Source organism: Pseudalkalibacillus sp. A8, from assembly GCF_045920555.1.
Taxonomy (GTDB): Bacteria; Bacillota; Bacilli; order Bacillales; family Fictibacillaceae; genus Pseudalkalibacillus.
This window is the reverse complement of sequence record NZ_CP174509.1, coordinates 492,794-514,739: the sequence shown is the minus strand read 5'-3', so window position 1 is coordinate 514,739 and position 21,946 is coordinate 492,794. Positions and strand designations below refer to the sequence as shown.

Below are 21,946 nucleotides of genomic sequence, written 5' to 3'. Positions count from 1 at the left end.
ATCCTATTTTGGTAAGATCACTGTGAAAATTGCACCCCCGCTATAACTATTCGTCCATTCGATCGAACCATCCAGCAGTTCAACCTCCTCTTTTACATTCGCCAGTCCGTATCCGCGGTTCTTCCCTTTGACGGAGAATCCTTTTTGGAAAATATTGTATTCAGCACCGTTTTTTATTCCTTTTCCGCTATCCTCGATTTCAAAAATAATGTCATTTCCGATATCCGTCACAAAGAACGTAACCTCTTTCACAGTACTGTTTGCCACGGCCTCAAACGCATTGTCGATCAAGTTCCCAAGAATAATGATCAATGGCGAAAAACCGATATGATCCGGTAGTGGCCTCATCGTACTCTCTTCATCTATTTTAAAATTGATCTTTTTCTCTGAGGCCTTCGCAAGTTTCCCTAGGAGAATCGCCTGCACCTTGTCATCTTTAATATTTTTAAAAAGAAGTTCGGTATGATGCTCCTGCAATTTCGCTTCCTCTTGGATCAAATCGATCGCTTCCGCATGTTTGCCGAGCTGGATCATACCAAGAATGACATACAGCTTGTTCGTGAATTCATGGGCCTGTGCCCGAAGGTCTTCAGAGTACTGCCTTACTTCCGACAGGGCATCGACCATCTTCTTGATTTCGGTCTTGTCTCTGAAACTAGCAACCACCCCGACCTGCTCCCCGTCTTCTAAAATAGGCTGCGTATTCACAATGAGGATCTTGTCCTTATAATGGAACTCCTGATTTATGATTGTCTCTTTTGATTTCAGTATCTTGTGAAGGTTTTCTGAAAAAATGAATGACGTTAGCAACCTACCTTCTATATCATCTGTGATATCCAACATCTCACGGGCTGAGTGATTCATCATCGTGATCCTTCCCTTCTGGTCAATAGAAAGAATCCCTTCTTTTACTGATTGGAGTATGGCATTCCGTTCGCGATACAATGCCCCGATCTCATAAGGTTCAAGTCCATGGGTGTCTTTTCGGATACTTCTTGCTAGAAAATAACTTCCTGCAATCCCAACAATGAAGGCGATTCCAGAAACGTACAACATTTTCTTTATATCCGAAGCGATTTTACTTTGGATTGTATCCATATTGAAAATGACGGAAACGGTGCCTCCGATCTTTTTATAGTCACCATAATCGATCATAATCGGTGCGATGCCCTTAAGAACCTTATGTCCATCATTTTCGGTTTGTGTCACATAATTGCTTCCGAACACAAGGGACTGATAACGGTCCTCACGAGGTGACGAATGATTGGTGATGATATCGCCGGCATAGCCATTCAACTCTCCGTCACGATTTTCAATTCGTATCGCGGAGGCATCAACCTGGTCCCGCATACGTTCCACGATTGGATTTGTCTCTTCAAATGAACCTCGGTCCTTGACTGAATCCTGGATCGTCCCCATATAGGACAAGGTTTGGGCAGTCTGTAAAGCAATCTGTTCTGATTGTTCAACATCCTCTTCCATTTCCAAATAGCCGACAATGAAAGAAAGCAGACCGATCACCAATAACAAGAGAAAGATGATCAACCCGAGGATTTTCACTTGGAGCGACACATTCAGTAGTCTTTTCATGTTAGCACCTTCGACATAAAACTATTTAGTGAATATTCTAACTCATTCGAAGGCAAATCTCTACAGGTTATTAGATTAGGTAAAAACCAAGGCATCAATCGACTCGGCTCGATCATAGACTATTAGCTTTTGAGCGTACCTTTTCAATCATCTACATAACTCGCAATTTCCGCGGAAATGTACGAAGAAAATACACTGGTTATTGACATTGTGCCTGGTATATTCAACAAAATAAAAAGCCAACAAACACGCTGGCTTTTAAGCATTTCTACTTTTATTGAACTTTGGTGGTCTTGCTTTTCTTACAAGCTTTCCTCCATCATAAAACTTGCCGTACTCTCGAATGATATCTCGTACCTCTATGACAGAAGGGATGGTTCCGTCTGCTGAATAGGTAAGGTAATAGGTTTTCGTATTTTTCCGATGAATCACCCAGCCGAAAAATTTCATCGCAAACCCGTGGGACCGCTTATTTCTAAATTTCGGCATCGACTTCCCACCCAGACAGTTATGGTCTGCCCGTATCCTTTTCTATCTTTCAATTCTCCATTCAATTCTGCGTACAACAGACCAGGAGCTTTCTTCATTTGATTCATGACCATCAAGGTTAAAATCTGATTGATGATCAGCTGAAAAAAGTTAAAGCCTTCCCCTCTCGTTAAGGAAATAAAACTCTTTTCTGGCAAGATTCCTGGCTTTTCTCCAAGTACCAGAGTGCTAAATCCACCACCTTTCCCTTTCACCGATCGCCATTTCTTTCTCTCCATGAAATCCCCCTGTCAAAAATATCCTATTTTAAAAATAGATATTCTTTAAATTCGGGAAGATCCCTTCTCTTCATTTACTTTATTTGTAAAATATAAGATATAGTTCTTATCCTCTTATCAAACATTCGAATACACCTCTCAATGATCTTTCGGTATGGTTTCATACTGATCCCATCAATAAAGTAAGGGGTGGACTAGATTATGCCGTAACGGTCCGAGGGATAAAATATTGATGGGTGTACCGTTTGTATGGACGTGAATGGAAAATCCCCTGGTTCAGGGGACATTCGCGCGGACAGTCAGTCCAAAAGGTGCTGTGGATCTCGCTGCAAGATATGGCGCTCAAATACAGTATGATGAAACCTATCAATCCCCATTTTTCCGGTATACAGATGAAACGGGACAACAGCATGAGGTTTGGTTTAAGGATGCACGCAGTATGAATGTAAAGTATCAAACCGTCAAAGACTACGGCCTACGGGGGATCAGTTACTGGATACTGGGACCACCTTTCCCGCAAAACTGACCTGTCCTTGCTCATCATTTCAGGGCAAGGAAGCTTTAGATCCCCAAGGGGTGATCCGAAGGCTGAATACACCTTTGGATCACTTTTTTATATGGAGGACCCATAATGAATAACAGAACTGAATTCTTCTTTACCATGATTAAATAAAATAAGATTTAAGCCCGTTCTTGTAAAAGGACTTAAATCTTATTTCAACTGCCTCCAACCTATTATTCAATCATACAACCTACGATCCGAGTTCAGTATCGCTTTTCATTACCTTAACCGCGGGTTGATTCTCCTCTGATTCAGTTTGATCCAATTCATCAAAGACACCGAATTCTTCTTCGATCGGAAGCAGCTTATGACGTCCGACCAAATAATAGTAGGCACTACCAGCAACGTAAATGAACAATAGTACATAGAGAAGAGGAACATTGACTCCGAACAGTGGAAGCGACTGATTGAAGACGCTGTAATAGATGACACAGAATAACGAGATGATACCTAGCACAATCGCTATTCCAGGGACAATCGGATAATACACTTTGAAAGGCCGGTGTAAATCAGGCTCTTTCTTTCTTAAAATGAACAGGGATACCAGGCTTAAACAATACATCATTGCAGCTCCGAATACGGCCAAAATGATCAATTGGTTTGCAAAAGTCGCGTTCGCTGCAGCAATGACCCCGATTCCTCCTGGGATGAGCAGCCCCCATGTTGGAATCTGTCGTTTCGAGAGCCGCGATAAAAACTTCGGTAAATAGCCCGCACGGGACAAGGCAAACGTTTGGCGTGAATAGCCGATGATGATCCCATGCAGACTGGCGATTAATCCAGCGAGCCCAATTATGGCTACTAACTTAGGCAGAAAATGTCCTTCTCCGTAAACAGATGCAAGGGCTTGTGGTAGTGGATTATCAGCAGGCTGACCAACCCCTCCGCCTAGACCAGCGGTGATCATCAACGTACCGATCGTACATAGTGCAAGAGTCAAAATACCGGTAATAAATCCTTTAGGAATATCCTTTTTAGGGTTCTGAACCTCCTCTGCTGCCATAGCACCGCCCTCAACAGCCAAATAGAACCAGATTGCAAATGGAATCGCCATATAGACGCCCGTCCATCCATTCGGAAGCGCGTTTTCTGTAAAAATATAATCAAGCCTCACATGTGTCGATCCCGCCGCAAAATAGATGGCAAGCCCGATAAGAGCGATAATTGTCGCCACAAGTTCGATCAATGCGGCTCCTTTTACACCGATGGTATTGATCAAAATAAAGAAAATAAAGATTACGACCGTGGCATATACAGGATTGACCGCAGGAATCAAGAAATTGATGTACGCTCCTGTCGCAACCGCAATCGCGGGCGGAGCAAACACGAACTCGATCAAGACAGAAATCCCGGTCATGAATCCGGCAAAGGGTCCCATCGCCCGTCTAGCGTAAGCCGATGGCCCTCCAGCATGTGGAATGGAGGTTGATAGCTCTGAATAACTGAAGACGAACGCCGTGTAAAACACTGTAATGAAGAGCGCAGCCACCATCAACCCGATGGTCCCACCTTGTTCAAACCCGTAGTTCCAACCGAAATACTGACCTGAAATGACCATACCGACAGCAATCGCCCACAAATGAATAGGTTTTAACGCTTTTTGCAGTCCTTGCCTCTCACTCTTAATTGCCTCCAATTCAAACACTCCTTCGTAATTTGTTGAAGAGAACATGTCTAACAACTTTGCGAATACAGTGAATTAGAAAGGCGACGCGTCTTAGAAGTAATTGGATGTGATCCCGCCATCTACATTCAACAGTGCTCCGTTCGTCCACTCCGACTCGTCAGATGCTAGATAAATAGCCGCATAGACGATATCCTCAGGCTTTCCGAAACGCCCTGCCGGTTGTCTGGATAACCGGACTTTTTTCGCTTCCTCATCCTTCACAAGCCATTCCATCAACAGTGGTGTCTCGATCGGTCCTGGACAAATCGCATTGGTCCGGATCCCTTCTGGACGGAACTGGATCGCAAGCGATTTTGTCAACGAATTGACGGCGCCTTTTGACGCGGTGTAGGCATCCTGTGGAACGCTACATCCTACGAACGCTACAAAGGAGGCGATGTTGATGATCGAGCCGGATTTATGCTTCTGCATTTCAGGGATCACATATTTGCACATGAAGTAGATCCCTTTCACATTGACGTTCATGACTGTATCCCAAGCATGCTCGGGTGTATCGATTACAGAATGGTCCTCTGCGATCATGATTCCTGCATTATTATAGAGCACATCGATTTTCCCGTAAGTTTCAGCTGTTTTTGCTACAGCGTCCTTTACACTTTGCTCGTCTGTCACATTACAATGGAAAAAGGTTGCGTCCCCACCTGCCTGACGGATTGCTTCAGCAGTTCCCGATCCGCTCTTTTCATTCAGTTCAAAAATCGCAATTTTAGCGCCCTCTTTCGCGAACATTTCAGCAGCAACCTTCCCCATGCCGCCTCCTGATCCTGTTATAATGCATACTTTATCTTGTAGTCTCATCGATAAGTCCTCCTTTTAATCTGAAATTTGGTAAAGTTGCACGACAAACATGTCAATCTAGCATTGTTCAAAATAACGGCTGCGTTCCCATTCCGTCACGACAGCGTCATACTGCTTCTGTTCAAGTTTCGCATTATAGAGGTAATGGGCTGCGGCCGTTTCCCCTAAAACCTTCTTGACAACATCACTGTTTTCCCAGCACTGGATCGCTTCATACAGCGAACCCGGAATACGAGGAATTTTCTCATCCTTATAAGCGTTGCCTTTACACTCTGGCCCGAGCTCAAGCTTTTGCTCAATACCGTATAGTCCTGCACCGACAAGGGCCGTATATGCGAGATACGGATTCATGTCAGCTCCAGGAATACGTGTTTCGATACGCAGGCTCTTTCCATCCCCGACAATCCTGTAGCCGGATGAGCGGTTATCGTGACTCCAGACGATATTGACAGGTGCCCAGCTTTCCTCTGCATACCGTTTATAGGAGTTGACATACGGGGCAAAGAACAGCGAAAAGTCCCGCGTATACTTCAGGACACCTGCTAAAAACTGCTTCATGAGCTCTGACATATGGTAGGTATCGCCATCCGGATCATAAAAGACATTTTGTCCAGCCCGCTTATCCCAAAGACTCATATGGATATGCCCGCTCGAACCCGTCCATTTATGGTTCGGCTTTGCCATGAACGTCATCGACAACCCATCCTGGATACACATTTCCTTTATGCCGTGCTTGAACATTGTATGGTTATCGGCAGCACTCAAAGCTTCAGCATAGCGCATGTTGATTTCGTGCTGTCCCATGTACGCTTCCCCTTTTGAGGATTCGATCGGAATACCCGCTTTCGCCATATTCCTGCGGATCTTCTGATAGAACGGCTCGTTCCGTGTTCCCTGCAGGAGATTGTAATCTTCATTGAGATGCCCTGCCGTCTCTACATTTTCATAACCCTTTTTGTTGAGCTGTTCGAATGACTCCCGGAACAGGTAAAATTCCAACTCGCTCGCCATAAACAACTCGAAGCCTTTCGCCTCTGCTTTTTCTAACTGTTTTTTCAACAGATTCCTTGGCGCGATCGGAATCGGTTCCCCAGTTCCTTCATCGTACACATCACAATAGATGATCGCCGTCTTGTCAGCCCATGGTAAGACACGTGCAGTAGACCAATCCGGCCGAGCCAGCCAATCACCATAGCCCTTTTCCCAGTTCATCGATTCATATCCGTCTGGTGTATTCATCTCAAAATCAGTGCCCAATAGGTAGTTACAGAAGTGGGTTCCATGATCGAGATCGTTTTCGAAGCAATATTCTGCGGTAAGGCGCTTTCCCATCAGCCTTCCCTGCATATCGCAAATCGCTAGGATAACAGTATCGATCGAACCATCCTCAATCGACTCCAACAAGGCCCCCTTTGTAATCAGCCCTGTTTTTTTCTCCACTTCCAACGGTTCGAATTTCGTAAATACCTCTTTACTCACATCGAAAACCTCCTTAGTCATTTTCAAGCGTCAGCGAAATGTACTTTAGTTCCAAGAACGGTTCTAAACCGTAATGACCTCCTTCTCTTCCCATACCGCTTTCCTTGATTCCACCGAACGGAGCTTGAGGGACACTCAGCTGTGTGCCATTGACGCCGATCATGCCGGCATCGAGGTTTTCAGCCATCCGGTGGACACAGTTGACGTCTTTTGTAAAGAAATAAGCAGCCAGGCCATACGGACTCTTCTCTGCAAACTCGAGGACTTCTTCTTCCTCTTTGAACGTTAAAATCGGCGCGACAGGACCAAAAATTTCATCCTGGGAAAGCTTCATATCGAGTGTGACATTGCTTACGACGGTAGGCTTGAAAAAATAGCCCTTAGTATACCCCTCATCCTTAATCGGCTCTCCGCCTATCACGACTGCTGCTCCCTTTTCTTTCGCTTCCTGAAGCAGCTGATTCACATTATCGAGCGATGATCCATTGATGAGTGGCCCGATCTGTACATCGTCCGTCCCTATTCCCACTTTCAAATCATTTACGAGAGTAGTGATTTTCTGAATCAACGTTTCTTGTATCGATTCGTGCGCATAGATGACGTTGATCCCATTACACATCTGCCCGCAATTTTCAAATTTGTTCCCGACAATCGCTTCCGCTGCAAGATCCAGATTCGCATCCGGAAAGACGATTGCCGGTGCATTCCCGCCAAGCTCCAACGAAATCCGTTTAACCTGATCGGCAGCCCGTGCCATCAACCGCTTGCCGACATCCGTTGAACCTGTAAAAGAAATCTTGCGTACCCGTTTATCCTCGAATAACGTTTCGCCGATGACGGATGCTTTACCCGTCACAAGGTTCGCAACCCCTGAAGGAATCCCGGTTTTCATCAATTGTTCAAAGATCGCAATTGCGATTCTTGGGGTTTCACTTGCCGGCTTTAAAATGACGGTACAACCTGCAGCGAGTGCCGGCGCAACTTTTCTTGCAACCATCGCTCCAGGAAAGTTCCACGGTGTGATCAATCCACAAACTCCTACAGGCTGCTTAAGGACCGTGATTCGTTGGTTTTCGCTCGACCCGCTGATCACCTCGCCGTATATGCGTTTTCCTTCTTCGGCATACCACTTGATGAATTGGGCGGAACCCTCTATTTCACCACGTGATTCACTTAACGGCTTTCCTTGCTCCTCTGTTAAAATCTCTGACAGCTCTTCCTTGTTATCCAACAGATTCTCCGCCCACTTGAGTAGATAAGTTTCACGCTGTGACGGGGTGAGTCTCTTCCACGGTTTAAAGGCCCGATACGCCGCATTGATTGCGAGTTTCGTTTCCTCTTCACCGCCATTCGGGACCTGATCGATCACCTCTCCCGTTGCCGGATTCAGGACATCGATGGTCTCGGAAATGCTCAGCTTTTCACCATTTATCCAAAGGTAATTCAATGATGTTTTTTGCATTTTTCTACCTCCTAGAAATCGAATTGATTTAATTGAAAAAGGCGCCTAAACAATGCAAAGTTAATTGCATTGTTTAGGCGCCTTTGCCTCACTGTATTGACTTGTGTCCAAATCACCATACTTTTTCAGAATGGCGATTGCTGTCCGCTCGAGCGAAATTTGCTTGTTCATGCTGATCTTCCGCATTTTTTCATAGGCGGTTTCTTCACTTAAGTTCTTCTCCTTCATCAGGATGCCTTTTGCCCGTTCAATCCGTTTCCGCGCTTTCAGTTTTCGATCCCTGCGGTCGATCTCTTCTTCAAACCGGCTCATTTGTTTCGCCTGGGCCAGTGCGATTTCAACTGCCGGGATCAGATTCGACTCCGAAATCGGTTTTACGAGATAGCCAAGGACATTAGCTTCTTTCGCTCCCTCGATGAAATCTTTCTGACTGTAAGCCGTCAGCATGAGAATCGGGATTTTCCTCGTCTGCGAGATGATCTTGCTTGCCTTCACCCCATTCATTTTTGGCATCTTGATATCCATGATCACCAAATCCGGATCCAGCTCGTGGGCCAGTTCAATGGCTTGTTCCCCGTCACCAGCCTCACCGATGACCTCATATCCTGCATCTTCAAGCATTTCCTTCACATCTAACCTTAGAATGGCTTCATCCTCGACAAGAACAATTTTCGGTTTCATAACGTGTCCACCTCTTTTAACGGAAAAGTTACAGTCGCTTTCGTCCCCTTACTCGTTTGTTTGATCGAAAACATTCCGGCAAGATCATGATTCACGATTGTATTGACGATATCATGGCCTAATGAAGATTTACTGGAGGGGGAATAACCGATTCCGTCATCTTCTACCTCGACCTCTAGAGTAGTTTCGGAGCCAATGAATCGAACTTCGATGGTCCCTTTCTCCATCCCCTGGAAAGCATGCTTCAGACAATTTTGGATAAGTTCATTCAAGGTCAAGGCGAGAGAAACAGCTGTATCGGAGTTCATACACATCTCTTTCCCGTGAAATTGCATCGAGATGTCTTTTTCCGTGCATAAACGGTTTCGAATCAGCATTTGTCCGATCCGTTCGATGAGCTGCTTGATCTCTACCTTATCGATATTCGAGCTTTCAAGTAATTCTTCATGAACGGCTGCGATGCTTGAAATTCGGTTCAGGCTTTCCTGAAGGTGGATCTTCGCCTTGGGACCGCCCCGTTTCATTTGCAGCCGCAACAAGCTTGAGATGGTTTGCAGGTTGTTTTTAACACGATGATGGATCTCCTGGATAACAGCGGATTTGACCATCAGTTCGCGCTCCTTTTGGCGCAGCTCCGTCAATTCCCGGATCACCAACAAGGTTCCTGTCAAATTCCGTTTATTCATCAATCGGATCTGTTTTACTTCGAACACCTTATTTTCGACACTCACTTCCTCCTGCACGATCTCATCCGTTTTGGAGATGATATTTTTCAAGAAAGGCAAGAGGACATTTACGGGCGTCCCGATGCTTTCCTTCACTCCTGACATCTCTTCAACAAGATAGCCAGCGCAGGAATTGTAATAGACGATCACACCTTTCGGGTCGAGCAGCAGTAGTGATTCCTGGATCATGTTCGAGATGATTGAATCCTTCTCAGTGAGACCGATCAGCGTTTGACTCAACTGCTCCGTCGTTTTTGACAGCGCTTTCATTTTATTTTCATGATCGACCTGCTCACTAATGTCCTCCTCCATAATCAATGATCTTATCGTTCTACCATCCTTATTTTTAATAGGAGTGACACTTTGCTTCACATATTTCGCTTCCTGTGTGATCGCCCGCTTCCGAGTCATTGGCTTACCTGTCTTATGGGTATAGACAACCGCAGGCTCAAAGGATGAATAGGCAAACTTTCCAACGACGGAGGAAGTGTATAAAGAAGAGGCCTTTGTTGGCATCGCCTCAGCAATCACAATCGCATGCTTCCCATCCTTAGTCGGGCAATCGATGAACATATTCGCTTGTGTGATATCAGCCGTAAGCTGCAGAGACTTCGACGTTTCAATGATTATTTCGATATCGGATTCACTCAAGTCCGTATATTCAATACAAAGCTCTTTGATTGTCGGGATCATAGCTGTATCGTTTCGCCTCATTGTCACTGGCTCCTTATATTTTTTAACAAAAGGCTCTGTTAACCCTTTCCGCGGGCGATCCGCTGGAGTGTCGCGAATTTCGCATTAGAAAATTTCCTGCATATCAACATTACTATTTAACAAAACCTAAAAAAAAGAGCTGGAACAAATACCATCCTACGTACAGGAAGTGATATTCATTATAAGCCCCCTTGCCTATCAACTATTTACTTATGGTTTGATATTAAAATATTGTCGTTATTTTGTCAATATTCAATCAATTATATTTACCATTGGACTCTTTTTTGGGGATAAGTACCGGACCGCCGCTTCACACATGACAGCCACCCCTGTCGTAAGAGCTTCCTCGGCAAATGTCACCCTTGAATTATGCAAAGGGAATCTTGAATCCTCCCGTTCATTATGGGTCCCTAATCGAAAAAGGACACCTGGTATTTCATTTGCGTAAAAGGAAAAATCTTCACTGCCTAATGAAGGATTTTCAAGGTAAACGAGCTGATCACCTCCCAACAAGTCGGTTACGACATTGTCGATCAATGCGACCATGCCATCATTGCAGATCAAAGGCGGAGTCGCACTCGTATACCTCACTTCCGCTTCCCCATTCATGCTTTCTGCAGATTTACAGACGATTCGCTCAATGATTTCAGGCATTCTCTTCTGCAGGTCTGGGTTGACCGTCCGAATCATCCCTGAAAGATGAACACTTGAAGGAATCACATTAGAGGCGGTTCCCCCGTTGATTTTACCGATAGTGACGACAGCCGGGTCCGTCGGGGCGATTTCTCTTGAAACGACTGTCTGTAATGCAGATACGACATGACCTGCAATGACAATCGGATCGACACATTTGTGTGGATGTGCAGCATGCCCTGATTTACCTTTTATTGTAATTTCCAAAAAATCGGCTGCTGCTGTAATCGGACCTTTCCTGACTCCAACCACACCTGCAGGTAACTCAGGCCAGCAATGCAACGCGATGATCGCATCTACATTTGGATTATGAAGCACCCCCGCCTCAATCATCTTTTTTGCTCCGGTCAATTTCTCCTCACCAGGCTGAAAGATCAACTTGATGTTTCCTTTAAGCTGGTCTTTGTGCTTGCTGAGTATGATTGCCGTTCCGAGCAGGATCGATGTATGGAAGTCATGACCGCATGCATGCATGACACCCGCATTACTTGAGGAGAACGACAGGCGGGTATTTTCTTCAATAGGAAGTGCATCCATATCCGCCCTTAACGCAATCGTTCTTCCTGGCTGCCCTCCGATGATCGTACCGACCACCCCGGTCCCTGCCACATTCCGTTCTACATCAATCTCGTATTCTTCTAAGATATCCGCAACAAATTCAGCCGTTCGGTATTCCAAAAAGCTCAATTCCGGGTATTGATGAAGGTGACGTCTGAACCCGATAATTTTGTCCTTTATTTCTTCCGATAGTTGTAAAAAAGACATGTTCATCCCTCCATAAAAACAAAGAAGGAGCCCCAACCTATACATTTGTATAGCGATGGAAAGCTCCTTTGCTTTATCGTATCCACTTTTAAAACACTTTATATGAAATTCTTTATTTAGTCAATATTCAGAAATCTAAGTAAGTCTCTCATCCAGCATTTCGAACATTTTTTTCACTCGGTCCTTTGGAATGGTTTCATACTGATCTCCTATGCTCACTTCGTAATAGCAAGAGTTCTCGCCTATCTCTCTTAAATTACTGGTCAAACCGATTCCGGTCGTTTCATAGATTTCTACCAGGATGGGTTCTAGCTTCTCTTTCGATACTTGAAAGTGGACATGGAACATATTTGAAACCGGTTCTGCCGGCCTGGTTGTTACGGCATAGCATTGGTTGAACAACTCAGCAAGTTCTTTTGCCTCCACAAAATACTGCTCCATTTTCGCTAACCGGTTATCAAAGTAATAATCAGCACTGAGTATGTATGGATAAAGGCTGATCAAATCGCCGCCATGCCGTCTTTTCCACACTTTCGACTCTTCTGTAAAAGCTTCATCACCGGCAAGGATTGCCCCCGCCAGTCCACCGATCCCTTTATAAAACGAAATATAGACACTATCAAAAAGAGCGCAAACTTCAGCAACTGACTTTTGATAGTATGGAAGAATTTCAAAAAGCCTTGCCCCGTCCAGATGCAACCGGATTCCTTTCTCTCGGCAATAGGAAGAAATTGATTCAAGGGTTTCGTAGTCTGGTAGTTGCCCGCCGATTTCACGCTGCGGCAGCTCAAACAATAAACAGGAGATTTCTTCTTCCATATTCACGACATCCTCTAACTCAATGACCCTGTTTTCATCCGCTAAAAGAATCGGTTCGATATGATGCAGTTCTTTCAACCCGTCTTCTTCATGGATCTCCAGGTGACACAACGGATGATACGCCACTTTCTTCAATCCTTTTTCATCACACCAGATCCGCAAGGCGATTTGCTGGGCCATCGTACCGCTTGGAAAAAACACCGCACTCTCTTTACCTAAATACTCCGCCATCTTTTCTTGAAACTCTTCGATGAGTTTTCCCTTTCCATACATGTCACTGTCCGTCTGGCCATCGACCTCATTCAGTGCATCTTTTAGAACCTGGACGTTTCTAGTGCCATGACCAGCGATTTGATAGTCTGTTTGTCTAAAAGCTTTTGCTAAAGGAACGTTTTCTGGCATTCGAATTTCCTCCTCGTGTACATCTGAGTCTACTTCTTATTTCCATTCTACAACTAAAAATCGCAAACATGGAGTAAAACACCGAAAGTTCTACACCACATTTGCGACATATATCATCTGGAGGATTATTATAGTCCGCTTTCTTTTTTTGACACTCTATTCCCAAAAATAACACTAATGATTCATCCACCAACTATTTGGCTAACAATCCAAGGAGCAGAATATAATACCATAAACTGCACCCCATAGTTAATTCCCCATCTGTGTAGTACGCCAGCAACTAAACCGACAAGTAAGACACCTGCAATATTTATCCATCCAGCATCCATGAATGCCAACATTAATACCAATCCAAAAAATAATCCTAGCATCGCCTCGTGGGGTACCCTTTTGAAAACAAATTCACATATTTGCTGAGAATATTTGATTGTTACATAAAAAGTCAATAACAAAGCTATTATAGAACCAATAAGCGTTGCCCAGACAAAGTCAGATGTGGACAATAAATGATGCAAATTGTTTTCCAATGTTAATACCGGTGGTGCATTAAATAAAGCATTAGCTGGCCCGATTGCCATTGGAGATAAAGGAACGCCTAAAGCGATTAAAGGAATCAAAGTACCAGATATATAAGCAGCGTTTGTTAAACCATCCATACTTGAAATTGCTCTTGAAGCTTTCTTGATCGGATCTTTAATTCGACTCGACAATGTTTCTCCTAGAAATATGGTCATTCCGACTGGACTCATAAAAAAGGTCATACTTCCAAGCAATGCAGCAAAAGAGCTTGTTCCAATTTCTTTTTTATCAAGGATTTTAAACGGGTTTGGCATTCCTTTTTCAATTTTTGTCTTATATAGTTTGATTTCTTTTATCCCGAAGCGATTAAGTTTCTCCCTTTTCTCCCTATTTAAAAGTTCAAATAATGTTAAAATGACTGGACCAATGGTTATACCTAGGAAAAAAGAAATGAAGACTGTCGTTCCTTCTGGAATCGCTCCTACACCCCAGTACAGGTGCCGCAAACCTTGTATCAGAAGTGCAAAAGGAACAATGGTAGCTAATGCAAGCCATCTATTTTTACACATCAAAGCTAAAAAAACAGCTCCTGCAAAAAAAATCGGACTCGCATAATGAGTGATAACGTCTGCTAAGGGAACTAAAGCCTTTGCTAAAATCAAACTGACAGGAACTGCTACTAATGTACCGATCACCGATCCTGATGCCATTTTACGAATACTTAAGTCTGGCACTCCATGCCTTTTTAAAATCATTGCATGTTCGACCATAGGAGCTGCCATTACACCCCCGGGAATTCCTGCAACGGCAACAGGTATTGAATCAGTCAATTTCTTTGCAACTATCGAGGCTATGAAGAACGAAAGGATGACCACTGGATGAAAGCCTGTTAATACAAGGACAAGTGTTACAGGTGCTAATACAGCTGTTTCGTCTGTACCTGGTGCTATCCCGATAATCGTATATATGGTAGCGCCTAATGCGGCTGCAACAATCATTTGTAATATTAAAGTAACATCCATGACTACTCCTCCCTATCTTCGTAATTGAATGCTCGTTTAGGTTTGATGATGAAACTGCAAACAATGAAACCTAATAAAGCTCCCAACAAACCGAAAATCAATGGTTTCGGGGGTTCAGCCGGAGCGACTAAGTATCCCCCAAGTGTTGTCACGCTACAGATGATAAGAGATAATACAAGATCTCTAATGCTTACCAGATCTTCCCAAACTTCAACATTTTGTTCTTTTGTTTCTATTTTAGGCTGATTCGTATTCGTCCCTAATTCTGGCATCATTTTCACTCCTTTTTCTTTAAATAAAATTGTTCTAATAATTGCTGAGCTCGATCTAGTTTGACATCCCCTTCTTTCACCAGTTGGCCAGCTATCATCTCTACTTGCGATCCGTCTGCTCCAGCCATCATAGCAATATTTTTGGCATGCAATTTCATATGCCCCTTTTGTATCCCATCCGTTGCAAGTGCTTTCAGAGCCGTTAAATTTTGTGCTAATCCGACGGATGCAATGACTTCTGCCAGTTTCGTAGCCCTAGCAATATTCATCAATTTCAAATTTGCTTTAGCTTTAGGATGGATAGATGTCGCCCCTCCAATAATGCCGACTGCCATTGGCAATTCCAAAGTTCCTACTAAATCACCGTTTTTATCCTTCTCCCAAGTAGATAACGAAGTATATTGGCCAAAACGCGCTGCATAGGCATGTGCCCCTGCCTCAACCGCTCTTGTATCATTACCGGTAGCGAGGATGACTGAACTTATACCATTCATGATTCCTTTGTTATGAGTAGCAGCTCTGTATGGATCTTGTGCCGCAAAATGATAGGCACTGATAATACGGTCAATGACATCTTCACCATTCAGATCCTCTTTTCTGATTACACATCTTGCCCTTGCCAATCGTTTATCAGCTAAATTAGATACAATCTTCAACAATGGTTTTCCACCTGTTATTCGCTCTAGTTCAGGAGAGATGCTTTCCGCCATCGTATTGACGGCATTAGCTCCCATAGCATCCAGAGTATTCACAACCAAGTGAACGACAAGCATATCGTGGTAACCTTTATCAAAAATCCTGACTTCCAAGTCACATGGTCCCCCACCCAGCTTATCGAGAGTTGGATCTTGGTTTCTTGCAAGCTCTAATAAGTCAGTTTTATTTTCTAAAATCTTCATTTTAGCCCCATACAAATCAGAGATCCCCACCAATTGTATTTGGGAAAACATCACTGACTCAGATGTAGTAGCTTTAAATCCCCCTGTACTACGTGCTAGTTTAGCACCATGGCTTGCAGCAGCAACCACCGATGATTCTTCCACCGCCATAGGGACTAATACATCCTTTCCGTTCACTTTGAAATTTACAGCAACTCCAAGCGGTACCTCCATAACACCTACTGTATTTTCAATCAATTGATTAGAAAGCTCTGCTCCAAGTGACCCGAAGTTTTCAAATAATTCCGCTTCAGCAGAAAGTAACCCCGCTTGGCTTTTAATCCATTCTTGCCGTTCTTTCATTTCCATCTGGTAAAACTTTCTTATCTCAGAATTCATGTTTGCACCTCCTGCTTTTATATAAAGCAAGAAACGTGCCAACTTTTCTGTATTGATATACCGCTATTTTTTCTATTTTTCTGATAAATTGTTTCATATTGATACATAATGGAAGCGTTGTCATGTTTCTGATCGAAACACCTGTAACGAAAAGAAACAAAGTAAAGTTAAAAAATCCCATACTCATTTATTTTTTTATAAAATTTTTTCCGGCTTAACCCTAATAATTTCATTGCATCTGAACGGTGCCCCTTTGTTTTGATCAATGCCTCTCTTATTGCCTTTTCTTCAATTTGCTCGAATTGCTTATATAGCAGGATGTTATCAGTTTCCATATTGTTCGTTATTTTATTTGAACTACTTAAATAATCTGGTAACTTGTCCAATGTAATCCTTCCGCTTTTTTCACACATTATGACAGCATATTCAATCACATTTCTTAGCTCCCGAATGTTCCCTGGCCACTGATAAGATTTAAATACATGTTGAACTTCTGCTGAAAAAGAAAGCTGTTTTTTATGCTCCTTGCAGAATTCTTTTAAAAATTGTATAGCTAACGGTAAAATATCAGTCTGACGTTCTTTTAACGGGGGGAGATTTATCGGAAAAACATTTAGTCTATAATAAAGGTCCTCTCTAAACTTTCTTTTTTCAACAAGCTCTTTTAAGTTTGCATTAGTGGCGGCTATGATACGCACGTCTATTTTTATTGGAGAAGTCCCTCCTACCTTTTCAATAACCCTTTCCTGTAAAACACGGAGTAATTTTGCTTGTAAGCTGGGGGGCATTTCACCGATCTCATCCAAGAAGATTGTCCCTGTATTAGCTAGTTCAAATTTCCCGATTTTCCCTCCTTTTCTTGAACCGGTAAAAGCACCTTCTTCATAGCCGAAAAATTCACTTTCCAAGAGAGATTCAGGAATAGCTGCACAGTTTACTTTGATGAATGGTTTTCCAAATCTAGAACTAATATTATAGATTGAATTTGCAACGACTTCCTTACCAGTCCCACTCTCCCCTGTAATGAGAACTGTAGTATCGGTACTTGCCACCTTGTTTATCTTTTCCACCACCATCTGTATTTTTTGATCACTGCCTACTAATCCGCTAAATAGCTTCCTTTCTTTATGGTTCATCAATTCTTCTTCTAAATATTTTGTATATCCTTTCAATCTTTCTAATTCCGTTGTTAGTTCGGTTACTTCCGTTACATCTCTGAAAACTGATACAGCTCCAGAAATTTTACCTTCAATCTTTATGGGGATGATGTTCGCTACTACTCTAATACTGGTTGTATCAACGAGAAATTCAGAATTAATAACAGGGGTTCCTGTTTCTAAAACCTTTATAATCCTGGCATTTGGCTGACTTTCTTTTAATAGCTTATTTTGAATGCTATCAACGGAAATACCAAGAATTTCGTAATAGGATTTATTAGCATAGAGTACTCTAGTTTCTGAATCTATAATGATTACGCCTTCATGCATGTGATCGAGGACAAGCTTATATTCCATTGTCGGTTGATTCCTTAACATATCTATGAACCTCCTTTTCTTTCTTAATAGTACTTTCTATAATAACTTGAGATTCCTATATGGGTCTTTTGGAACACTAAATAGCTCCTATAATACGACTGATTTTTAACAAAAAATAATCCTCCTTCAAACATGGAGTAAAACACCGAAAGTTCTACACCACATTTGCGACATATATCGTCTGGAGGATTACTATAGTCCGCTTTCTTTTTTCGACACGTTATCCTGAAAGTTCATCCATAGACATTTCAATGAATGTACGTAAAGCGTGCACACCCTGGACGCAATCATTTAAGGATGACCATTCTGAAGGATTATGGCTGATTCCATCTTTACTCCGGACAAACAGCATGGCAGCCGGAATGTGCCTTCCGACGATCATTGCATCATGACCCGCACCGCTCGGCAGATAGAACGGCTTAACTCCATCATTCTCTACCGCTTTTCTGAACGTATCTTGCAGGTCACTTTGGATCGGAACAGGCTCCTTCCGAATCATCTCTTTCCATGTCACATCGACTCCACTCTGCTTAGAAATCGCCTCAGCTTCCTGAACAATTTCATTTACGAGTTGATCACGCGTACCTTCGAATATATCCCGGATATCCACATAGAGCTTCACCTGTCCAGGAATGACATTGACTCCGTTGGGATGGACATTGAGCTTGCCGACCGTTGCGACAGCTGAGTTACTGATCGTACCTGGCAACGCCTGGACTTTCCCAATAAAAGCACTTGCCGCCCCTAAAGCATCCTTTCGGTCATTCATCGGAGTATTCCCCGCATGGCCTGCTTCCCCATCAAAAGTGAATTCAAACCACGCCGGACCTGCGATTCCCGTTACGATACCAATCGGCAGGTCGTTCTTCTCCAGGCGTTTCCCCTGCTCGATATGGACTTCCACAAACAGAGCGACCTCATCGGAATTCCGCTTGGCATTTGTTATGGTTTCGATGGAAAGACCATCTTTTTCAAGGACTTGTTCGAATGACAAACCCTCTTTATCCGTCAGGGTACGCTGACGTTCCAGATCCAGGTCCCCGACAAAGGCTGTGCTCCCAGTTAATCCTCCGTTAAACCTGGATCCTTCCTCATCTGTAAAAATGACGACTTCAAAAGGCCGCTCAGGAACATATCCTGTATCCTTCCAGGCTTCTGCAACCTCTAGTGCCGAGAGTACGCCAAGCGGTCCATCAAAATGACCGCCGTTCGGAACACTGTCAACGTGCGAACCCGACAGGATGGCTGGAAGATTGTTCTTTCCTTCTTTTCTTCCGAATACATTGCCGGCTTCATCTTCTTTTACTTTGAGCCCGGCTTCTGCCATCCACTTTTTTACGAGTTCTTTCGCCTGTCGTTCCTCTGCCGAAAATCCAAGCCGGTAAGAGCCATCCTCTGAAGTCCGTCCTATGTCAGAGAGTTCAGCCAACCGCTTTGCAAGCCGCTCGCCGTCAACTCCTGAATGATTTAAACTATGATCATAGTCTGATAACAGTCGTTGTAACATGTCAGCCTCCGTTTTTAAAATTTGTGCTTTTCATTATTTGAACAAAACTCCAACTTTTCTTGACAAAGATTCAAGTTATTTGAACAAAAATACATATTATTTAGACAAAACTTTGATTTATTTGCACAAACTCATAGATTATTTCAACATATGGAAAAGAGGCGGCCCGCGGGGTCAAATCTCTCCCCTAATGGACCGGTCCTCCTCTTCATATCTATTTAACTTTCACTTCTTGGTTTGGTTGTGCTGTTCCTTGCTTCAGATAGGTCAAGGTAGCTGCTCCGAGTGTGTTAGCTGCGACAAGCAAGGCGCGCTCATCAACCTTGAACTTCGGATGGTGGTGCGGATAAGTCACATCCCAGTCTACGTCTTGCGCACCCGTAAAGAAGAACGTTCCTTTTACATGCTGGAGATAATAAGCGAAATCTTCCCCACCCATTTCCGGCGGTACTTCCTTTACCTCCGTCACACCAGGTACAGATTGGGCTACCTGTGCCACAAATTCAGTTTCCTCCGGATGATTTTCGGTTGCTGGATATCCTCTATAAAATTTATACGTATAGTCTGCATCCGCTGTGATACACGTTCCTTTTACGACTCTCTCAATCTCATTTTCGAGGAGATCGCGTACATCCTCGTTAAACGTTCTTACCGTCCCTGTGAGTTTGACCGTATCTGCAATGACGTTGAACGCATTGATCGCTTCAAAGGCTCCGACCGAAACGACTGCAGAGTCAAGTGGATCGACCCTTCTACTGACAAGCTGTTGAAGGTTTGTAACCGCCTGGGCGCCGATCACAACTGCATCTTTGGTACGATGAGGCTGTGCACCATGACCACCTTCCCCTTTGATCGTGACGGTAAAGCGGTCTGCCGCTGCCATGATTGGCCCTGAGCGGTAGCCGATTTCACCGACCGGGCTTGTTGCCCAAAGATGTGTTCCGAAAATGACATCTACGCCTTCAAGGCAGCCATCTTCAATCATGGAAATCGCTCCGCCCGGCTGTAGTTCTTCCGCATGCTGGTGGATGAAGACAACTGTGCCTTCCAGTTCATCCTGCATGCTGTTCAATACCTTGGCTAAACCGAGCAGCGTTGCGGTATGTCCATCATGTCCGCAAGCATGCATCACGCCATCTACTTTTGACTTAAAAGGAAGATCGGTTTCTTCCTGGATCGGAAGTGCATCGAAATCTGCGCGAAGTGCGACCGTTTTTCCAGGTTTACCGCCCTTCAGCTTTGCAACGACCCCTCTGCCGCCGACTCCTGTACGAACTTCATGTCCTAGTTTTTCATGGTACGCAGCGATGAACTTCGGCGTCTCCACTTCTTCAAAAGAAAGCTCCGGGTTTTGGTGGAGGTGGCGGCGGATCTCCACCATCTCTTCATAGTGCTCTTCCAATTTAGCGAATAATTTTTCCATATCTTAATCATCCCTTTTCAAATGATATTAAACCTTTTGAAGTGACTTTTCACGATTGTCTACGACACATATTCCTTCTTTAAAAACATACGCGATATTTCGGACATCAGAAACGTTCTTAAGTGGATTCCCTTCTACGAGCAACAGGTCAGCTGCTTTCTTTTCCTCAACAGATCCTGTCTTTTTTAAAATGTTCATCGCATCGGCTGCAATGACTGTAGCAGAACGAAGAGCGTCCACTTCATCCATCCCGTATTCTACCATCAATTCAAGCTCTTTCGGAAAATCTCCATGATGGTTGAACGGTGTTCCTGCATCAGTACCTGCTGCGATCTTGACTCCAGCCCTGTAAGCTTCCAAGAAGCTTTTTTTGTGATCATTCATGACGACTTTCGTTTTATCGATGGCATATTGTGGTATACCGCCTTCTAACCCATTTTCAGCAATGTAAAATGGCGCTGACAGGGTCGGCACGAGATATGTACCTGACTCCAGCATCATCTCGATCAATTCTTCATCGAGGTAGATCCCATGTTCCACAGTCGTTATCCCTGCACGGATTGAATTCTTGATGCCATCTCTCCCTTGAGCATGTGCAGCAGTCGTTTTTCCAGTTTTCGAGGCTTCTGTACATGCACAGCGCAATTCGACTTCATCAAACTGGGTCGCTCCGGGATCAACGCCTGGGGTCATCACACCACCTGTAGCCATCAGCTTCAACAGGTCTGCCCCTGCTTTCAACTGTGTTCGCGCTGCCTTACGGACTTCATCAACTCCATCCGCCTCAATCGCCATATTATGGCCATGCCCACCGGTCATCACGATCGGTTTACCGGATGCTACGACCCGAGGTCCTTCAATCAAACCATTTTCAATCGCATTACGGAGCGCAATATCAATATTGTGCTGAGATCCGACATTACGGACCGTCGTCACACCGGCATCTAGTTGTTTTCGCGCGTTACGGACCGCTCGAAAGGATCCGTCTGCCTCAGAATCACCTGACAAATCACGGAATGGATCAGGATTACCATCCATCGTCAAATGAACGTGACAATCCATCAAGCCAGGCAAACATGTCAACCCTTCCCCGTCGATCACATGGTCCACATCAATTCCATTTGCCTCAGTGCCGATCGCTACGATTTCCTTTTCATCAAAGACAATCGTCGTTTTATCAGCATGCAGTTTATACCCATCAAATAGTTGAATGTTCCTTACTTTTGTTTTCAACAGTTACCCCTCCT

At 43.9% G+C, this 21,946-nt stretch carries 18 protein-coding genes and 1 pseudogene; 1 reads left to right on the top strand and 18 read right to left on the bottom strand.

What is annotated here, in order from left to right; all coding sequences use genetic code 11:
* Nucleotides 1-3 precede the first annotated feature (3 nt).
* From ACJROX_RS02700 to ACJROX_RS02690, 3 genes are all read right to left on the bottom strand, one after another.
* Nucleotides 4-1,590 (bottom strand): sensor histidine kinase, encoded by a 1,587-nt coding sequence (locus ACJROX_RS02700; RefSeq protein WP_408009244.1) that lies wholly within the window; start codon nucleotides 1,588-1,590, stop codon nucleotides 4-6.
* A 258-nt stretch (nucleotides 1,591-1,848) separates the two neighbouring features.
* Nucleotides 1,849-2,079: a hypothetical protein gene (locus tag ACJROX_RS02695; RefSeq protein WP_408009243.1), complete on the bottom strand. Its 231-nt coding sequence runs from the start codon at nucleotides 2,077-2,079 to the stop codon at nucleotides 1,849-1,851.
* The gene (locus tag ACJROX_RS02690) at nucleotides 2,037-2,357 is read right to left on the bottom strand and encodes a hypothetical protein (RefSeq protein ID WP_408009242.1); all 321 of its coding nucleotides are present in this window, start codon (nucleotides 2,355-2,357) and stop codon (nucleotides 2,037-2,039) included. The genes ACJROX_RS02695 and ACJROX_RS02690 overlap by 43 nt, the downstream gene beginning before the upstream one ends.
* A 170-nt stretch (nucleotides 2,358-2,527) precedes the next feature.
* Here ACJROX_RS02690 and ACJROX_RS02685 point away from each other — a divergent pair.
* Nucleotides 2,528-2,883: pseudogene (locus tag ACJROX_RS02685) on the top strand (glycosyl hydrolase family 18 protein); the annotation flags it as partial.
* Nucleotides 2,884-3,109: 226 nt separating this feature from the next.
* Here the strand turns inward: ACJROX_RS02685 and eat are convergent.
* From eat to ACJROX_RS02610, 15 genes are all read right to left on the bottom strand, one after another.
* Nucleotides 3,110-4,477: an ethanolamine permease gene (eat, locus tag ACJROX_RS02680; RefSeq protein ID WP_408011559.1), complete on the bottom strand. Its 1,368-nt coding sequence runs from the start codon at nucleotides 4,475-4,477 to the stop codon at nucleotides 3,110-3,112.
* Nucleotides 4,478-4,636: 159 nt separating this feature from the next.
* Complete coding sequence (locus ACJROX_RS02675) at nucleotides 4,637-5,404, bottom strand: SDR family NAD(P)-dependent oxidoreductase (RefSeq protein ID WP_408009241.1); 768 nt, start codon at nucleotides 5,402-5,404, stop codon at nucleotides 4,637-4,639.
* Between the two features lie 57 nt (nucleotides 5,405-5,461).
* Nucleotides 5,462-6,883 carry a glutamine synthetase family protein gene (locus ACJROX_RS02670; protein ID WP_408009240.1) on the bottom strand — a complete coding sequence of 474 codons (1,422 nt, stop codon included), beginning with the start codon at nucleotides 6,881-6,883 and terminating at the stop codon, nucleotides 5,462-5,464.
* A gap of 13 nt (nucleotides 6,884-6,896) precedes the next feature.
* Nucleotides 6,897-8,345, bottom strand: a complete 1,449-nt coding sequence (locus ACJROX_RS02665; protein WP_408009239.1) for an NAD-dependent succinate-semialdehyde dehydrogenase — start codon at nucleotides 8,343-8,345, stop codon at nucleotides 6,897-6,899.
* 60 nt (nucleotides 8,346-8,405) lie between these two features.
* Nucleotides 8,406-9,026 (bottom strand): ANTAR domain-containing response regulator, encoded by a 621-nt coding sequence (locus ACJROX_RS02660; RefSeq protein ID WP_408009238.1) that lies wholly within the window; start codon nucleotides 9,024-9,026, stop codon nucleotides 8,406-8,408.
* Nucleotides 9,023-10,465 carry a histidine kinase N-terminal domain-containing protein gene (locus ACJROX_RS02655; RefSeq protein ID WP_408009237.1) on the bottom strand — a complete coding sequence of 481 codons (1,443 nt, stop codon included), beginning with the start codon at nucleotides 10,463-10,465 and terminating at the stop codon, nucleotides 9,023-9,025. The genes ACJROX_RS02660 and ACJROX_RS02655 overlap by 4 nt, the downstream gene beginning before the upstream one ends.
* A gap of 252 nt (nucleotides 10,466-10,717) precedes the next feature.
* The gene (locus tag ACJROX_RS02650; RefSeq protein ID WP_408009236.1) at nucleotides 10,718-11,923 is read right to left on the bottom strand and encodes a M20 family metallopeptidase; all 1,206 of its coding nucleotides are present in this window, start codon (nucleotides 11,921-11,923) and stop codon (nucleotides 10,718-10,720) included.
* Between the two features lie 135 nt (nucleotides 11,924-12,058).
* Complete coding sequence (locus ACJROX_RS02645; RefSeq protein ID WP_408009235.1) at nucleotides 12,059-13,144, bottom strand: threonine aldolase family protein; 1,086 nt, start codon at nucleotides 13,142-13,144, stop codon at nucleotides 12,059-12,061.
* Between the two features lie 182 nt (nucleotides 13,145-13,326).
* Nucleotides 13,327-14,685, bottom strand: coding sequence for a tripartite tricarboxylate transporter permease (locus ACJROX_RS02640; protein ID WP_408009234.1), 1,359 nt, complete (start codon nucleotides 14,683-14,685; stop codon nucleotides 13,327-13,329).
* 2 nt (nucleotides 14,686-14,687) lie between these two features.
* Nucleotides 14,688-14,957: a hypothetical protein gene (locus ACJROX_RS02635; protein WP_408009233.1), complete on the bottom strand. Its 270-nt coding sequence runs from the start codon at nucleotides 14,955-14,957 to the stop codon at nucleotides 14,688-14,690.
* Between the two features lie 5 nt (nucleotides 14,958-14,962).
* Complete coding sequence (locus ACJROX_RS02630) at nucleotides 14,963-16,234, bottom strand: hydroxymethylglutaryl-CoA reductase, degradative (protein WP_408009232.1); 1,272 nt, start codon at nucleotides 16,232-16,234, stop codon at nucleotides 14,963-14,965.
* A 167-nt stretch (nucleotides 16,235-16,401) separates the two neighbouring features.
* A complete protein-coding gene (locus ACJROX_RS02625) occupies nucleotides 16,402-17,769 on the bottom strand; it encodes a sigma-54 interaction domain-containing protein (protein WP_408009231.1) in 1,368 nt (455 codons plus the stop codon).
* A gap of 220 nt (nucleotides 17,770-17,989) precedes the next feature.
* Nucleotides 17,990-19,276: a Zn-dependent hydrolase gene (locus ACJROX_RS02620; protein WP_408009230.1), complete on the bottom strand. Its 1,287-nt coding sequence runs from the start codon at nucleotides 19,274-19,276 to the stop codon at nucleotides 17,990-17,992.
* 214 nt (nucleotides 19,277-19,490) lie between these two features.
* Nucleotides 19,491-20,699, bottom strand: coding sequence for a M20 family metallopeptidase (locus ACJROX_RS02615; RefSeq protein WP_408009229.1), 1,209 nt, complete (start codon nucleotides 20,697-20,699; stop codon nucleotides 19,491-19,493).
* A 27-nt stretch (nucleotides 20,700-20,726) separates the two neighbouring features.
* Entirely contained in the window at nucleotides 20,727-21,932 is a 1,206-nt protein-coding gene (locus tag ACJROX_RS02610; protein ID WP_408009228.1) for an amidohydrolase family protein, read from the bottom strand.
* Nucleotides 21,933-21,946: the final 14 nt, after the last annotated feature.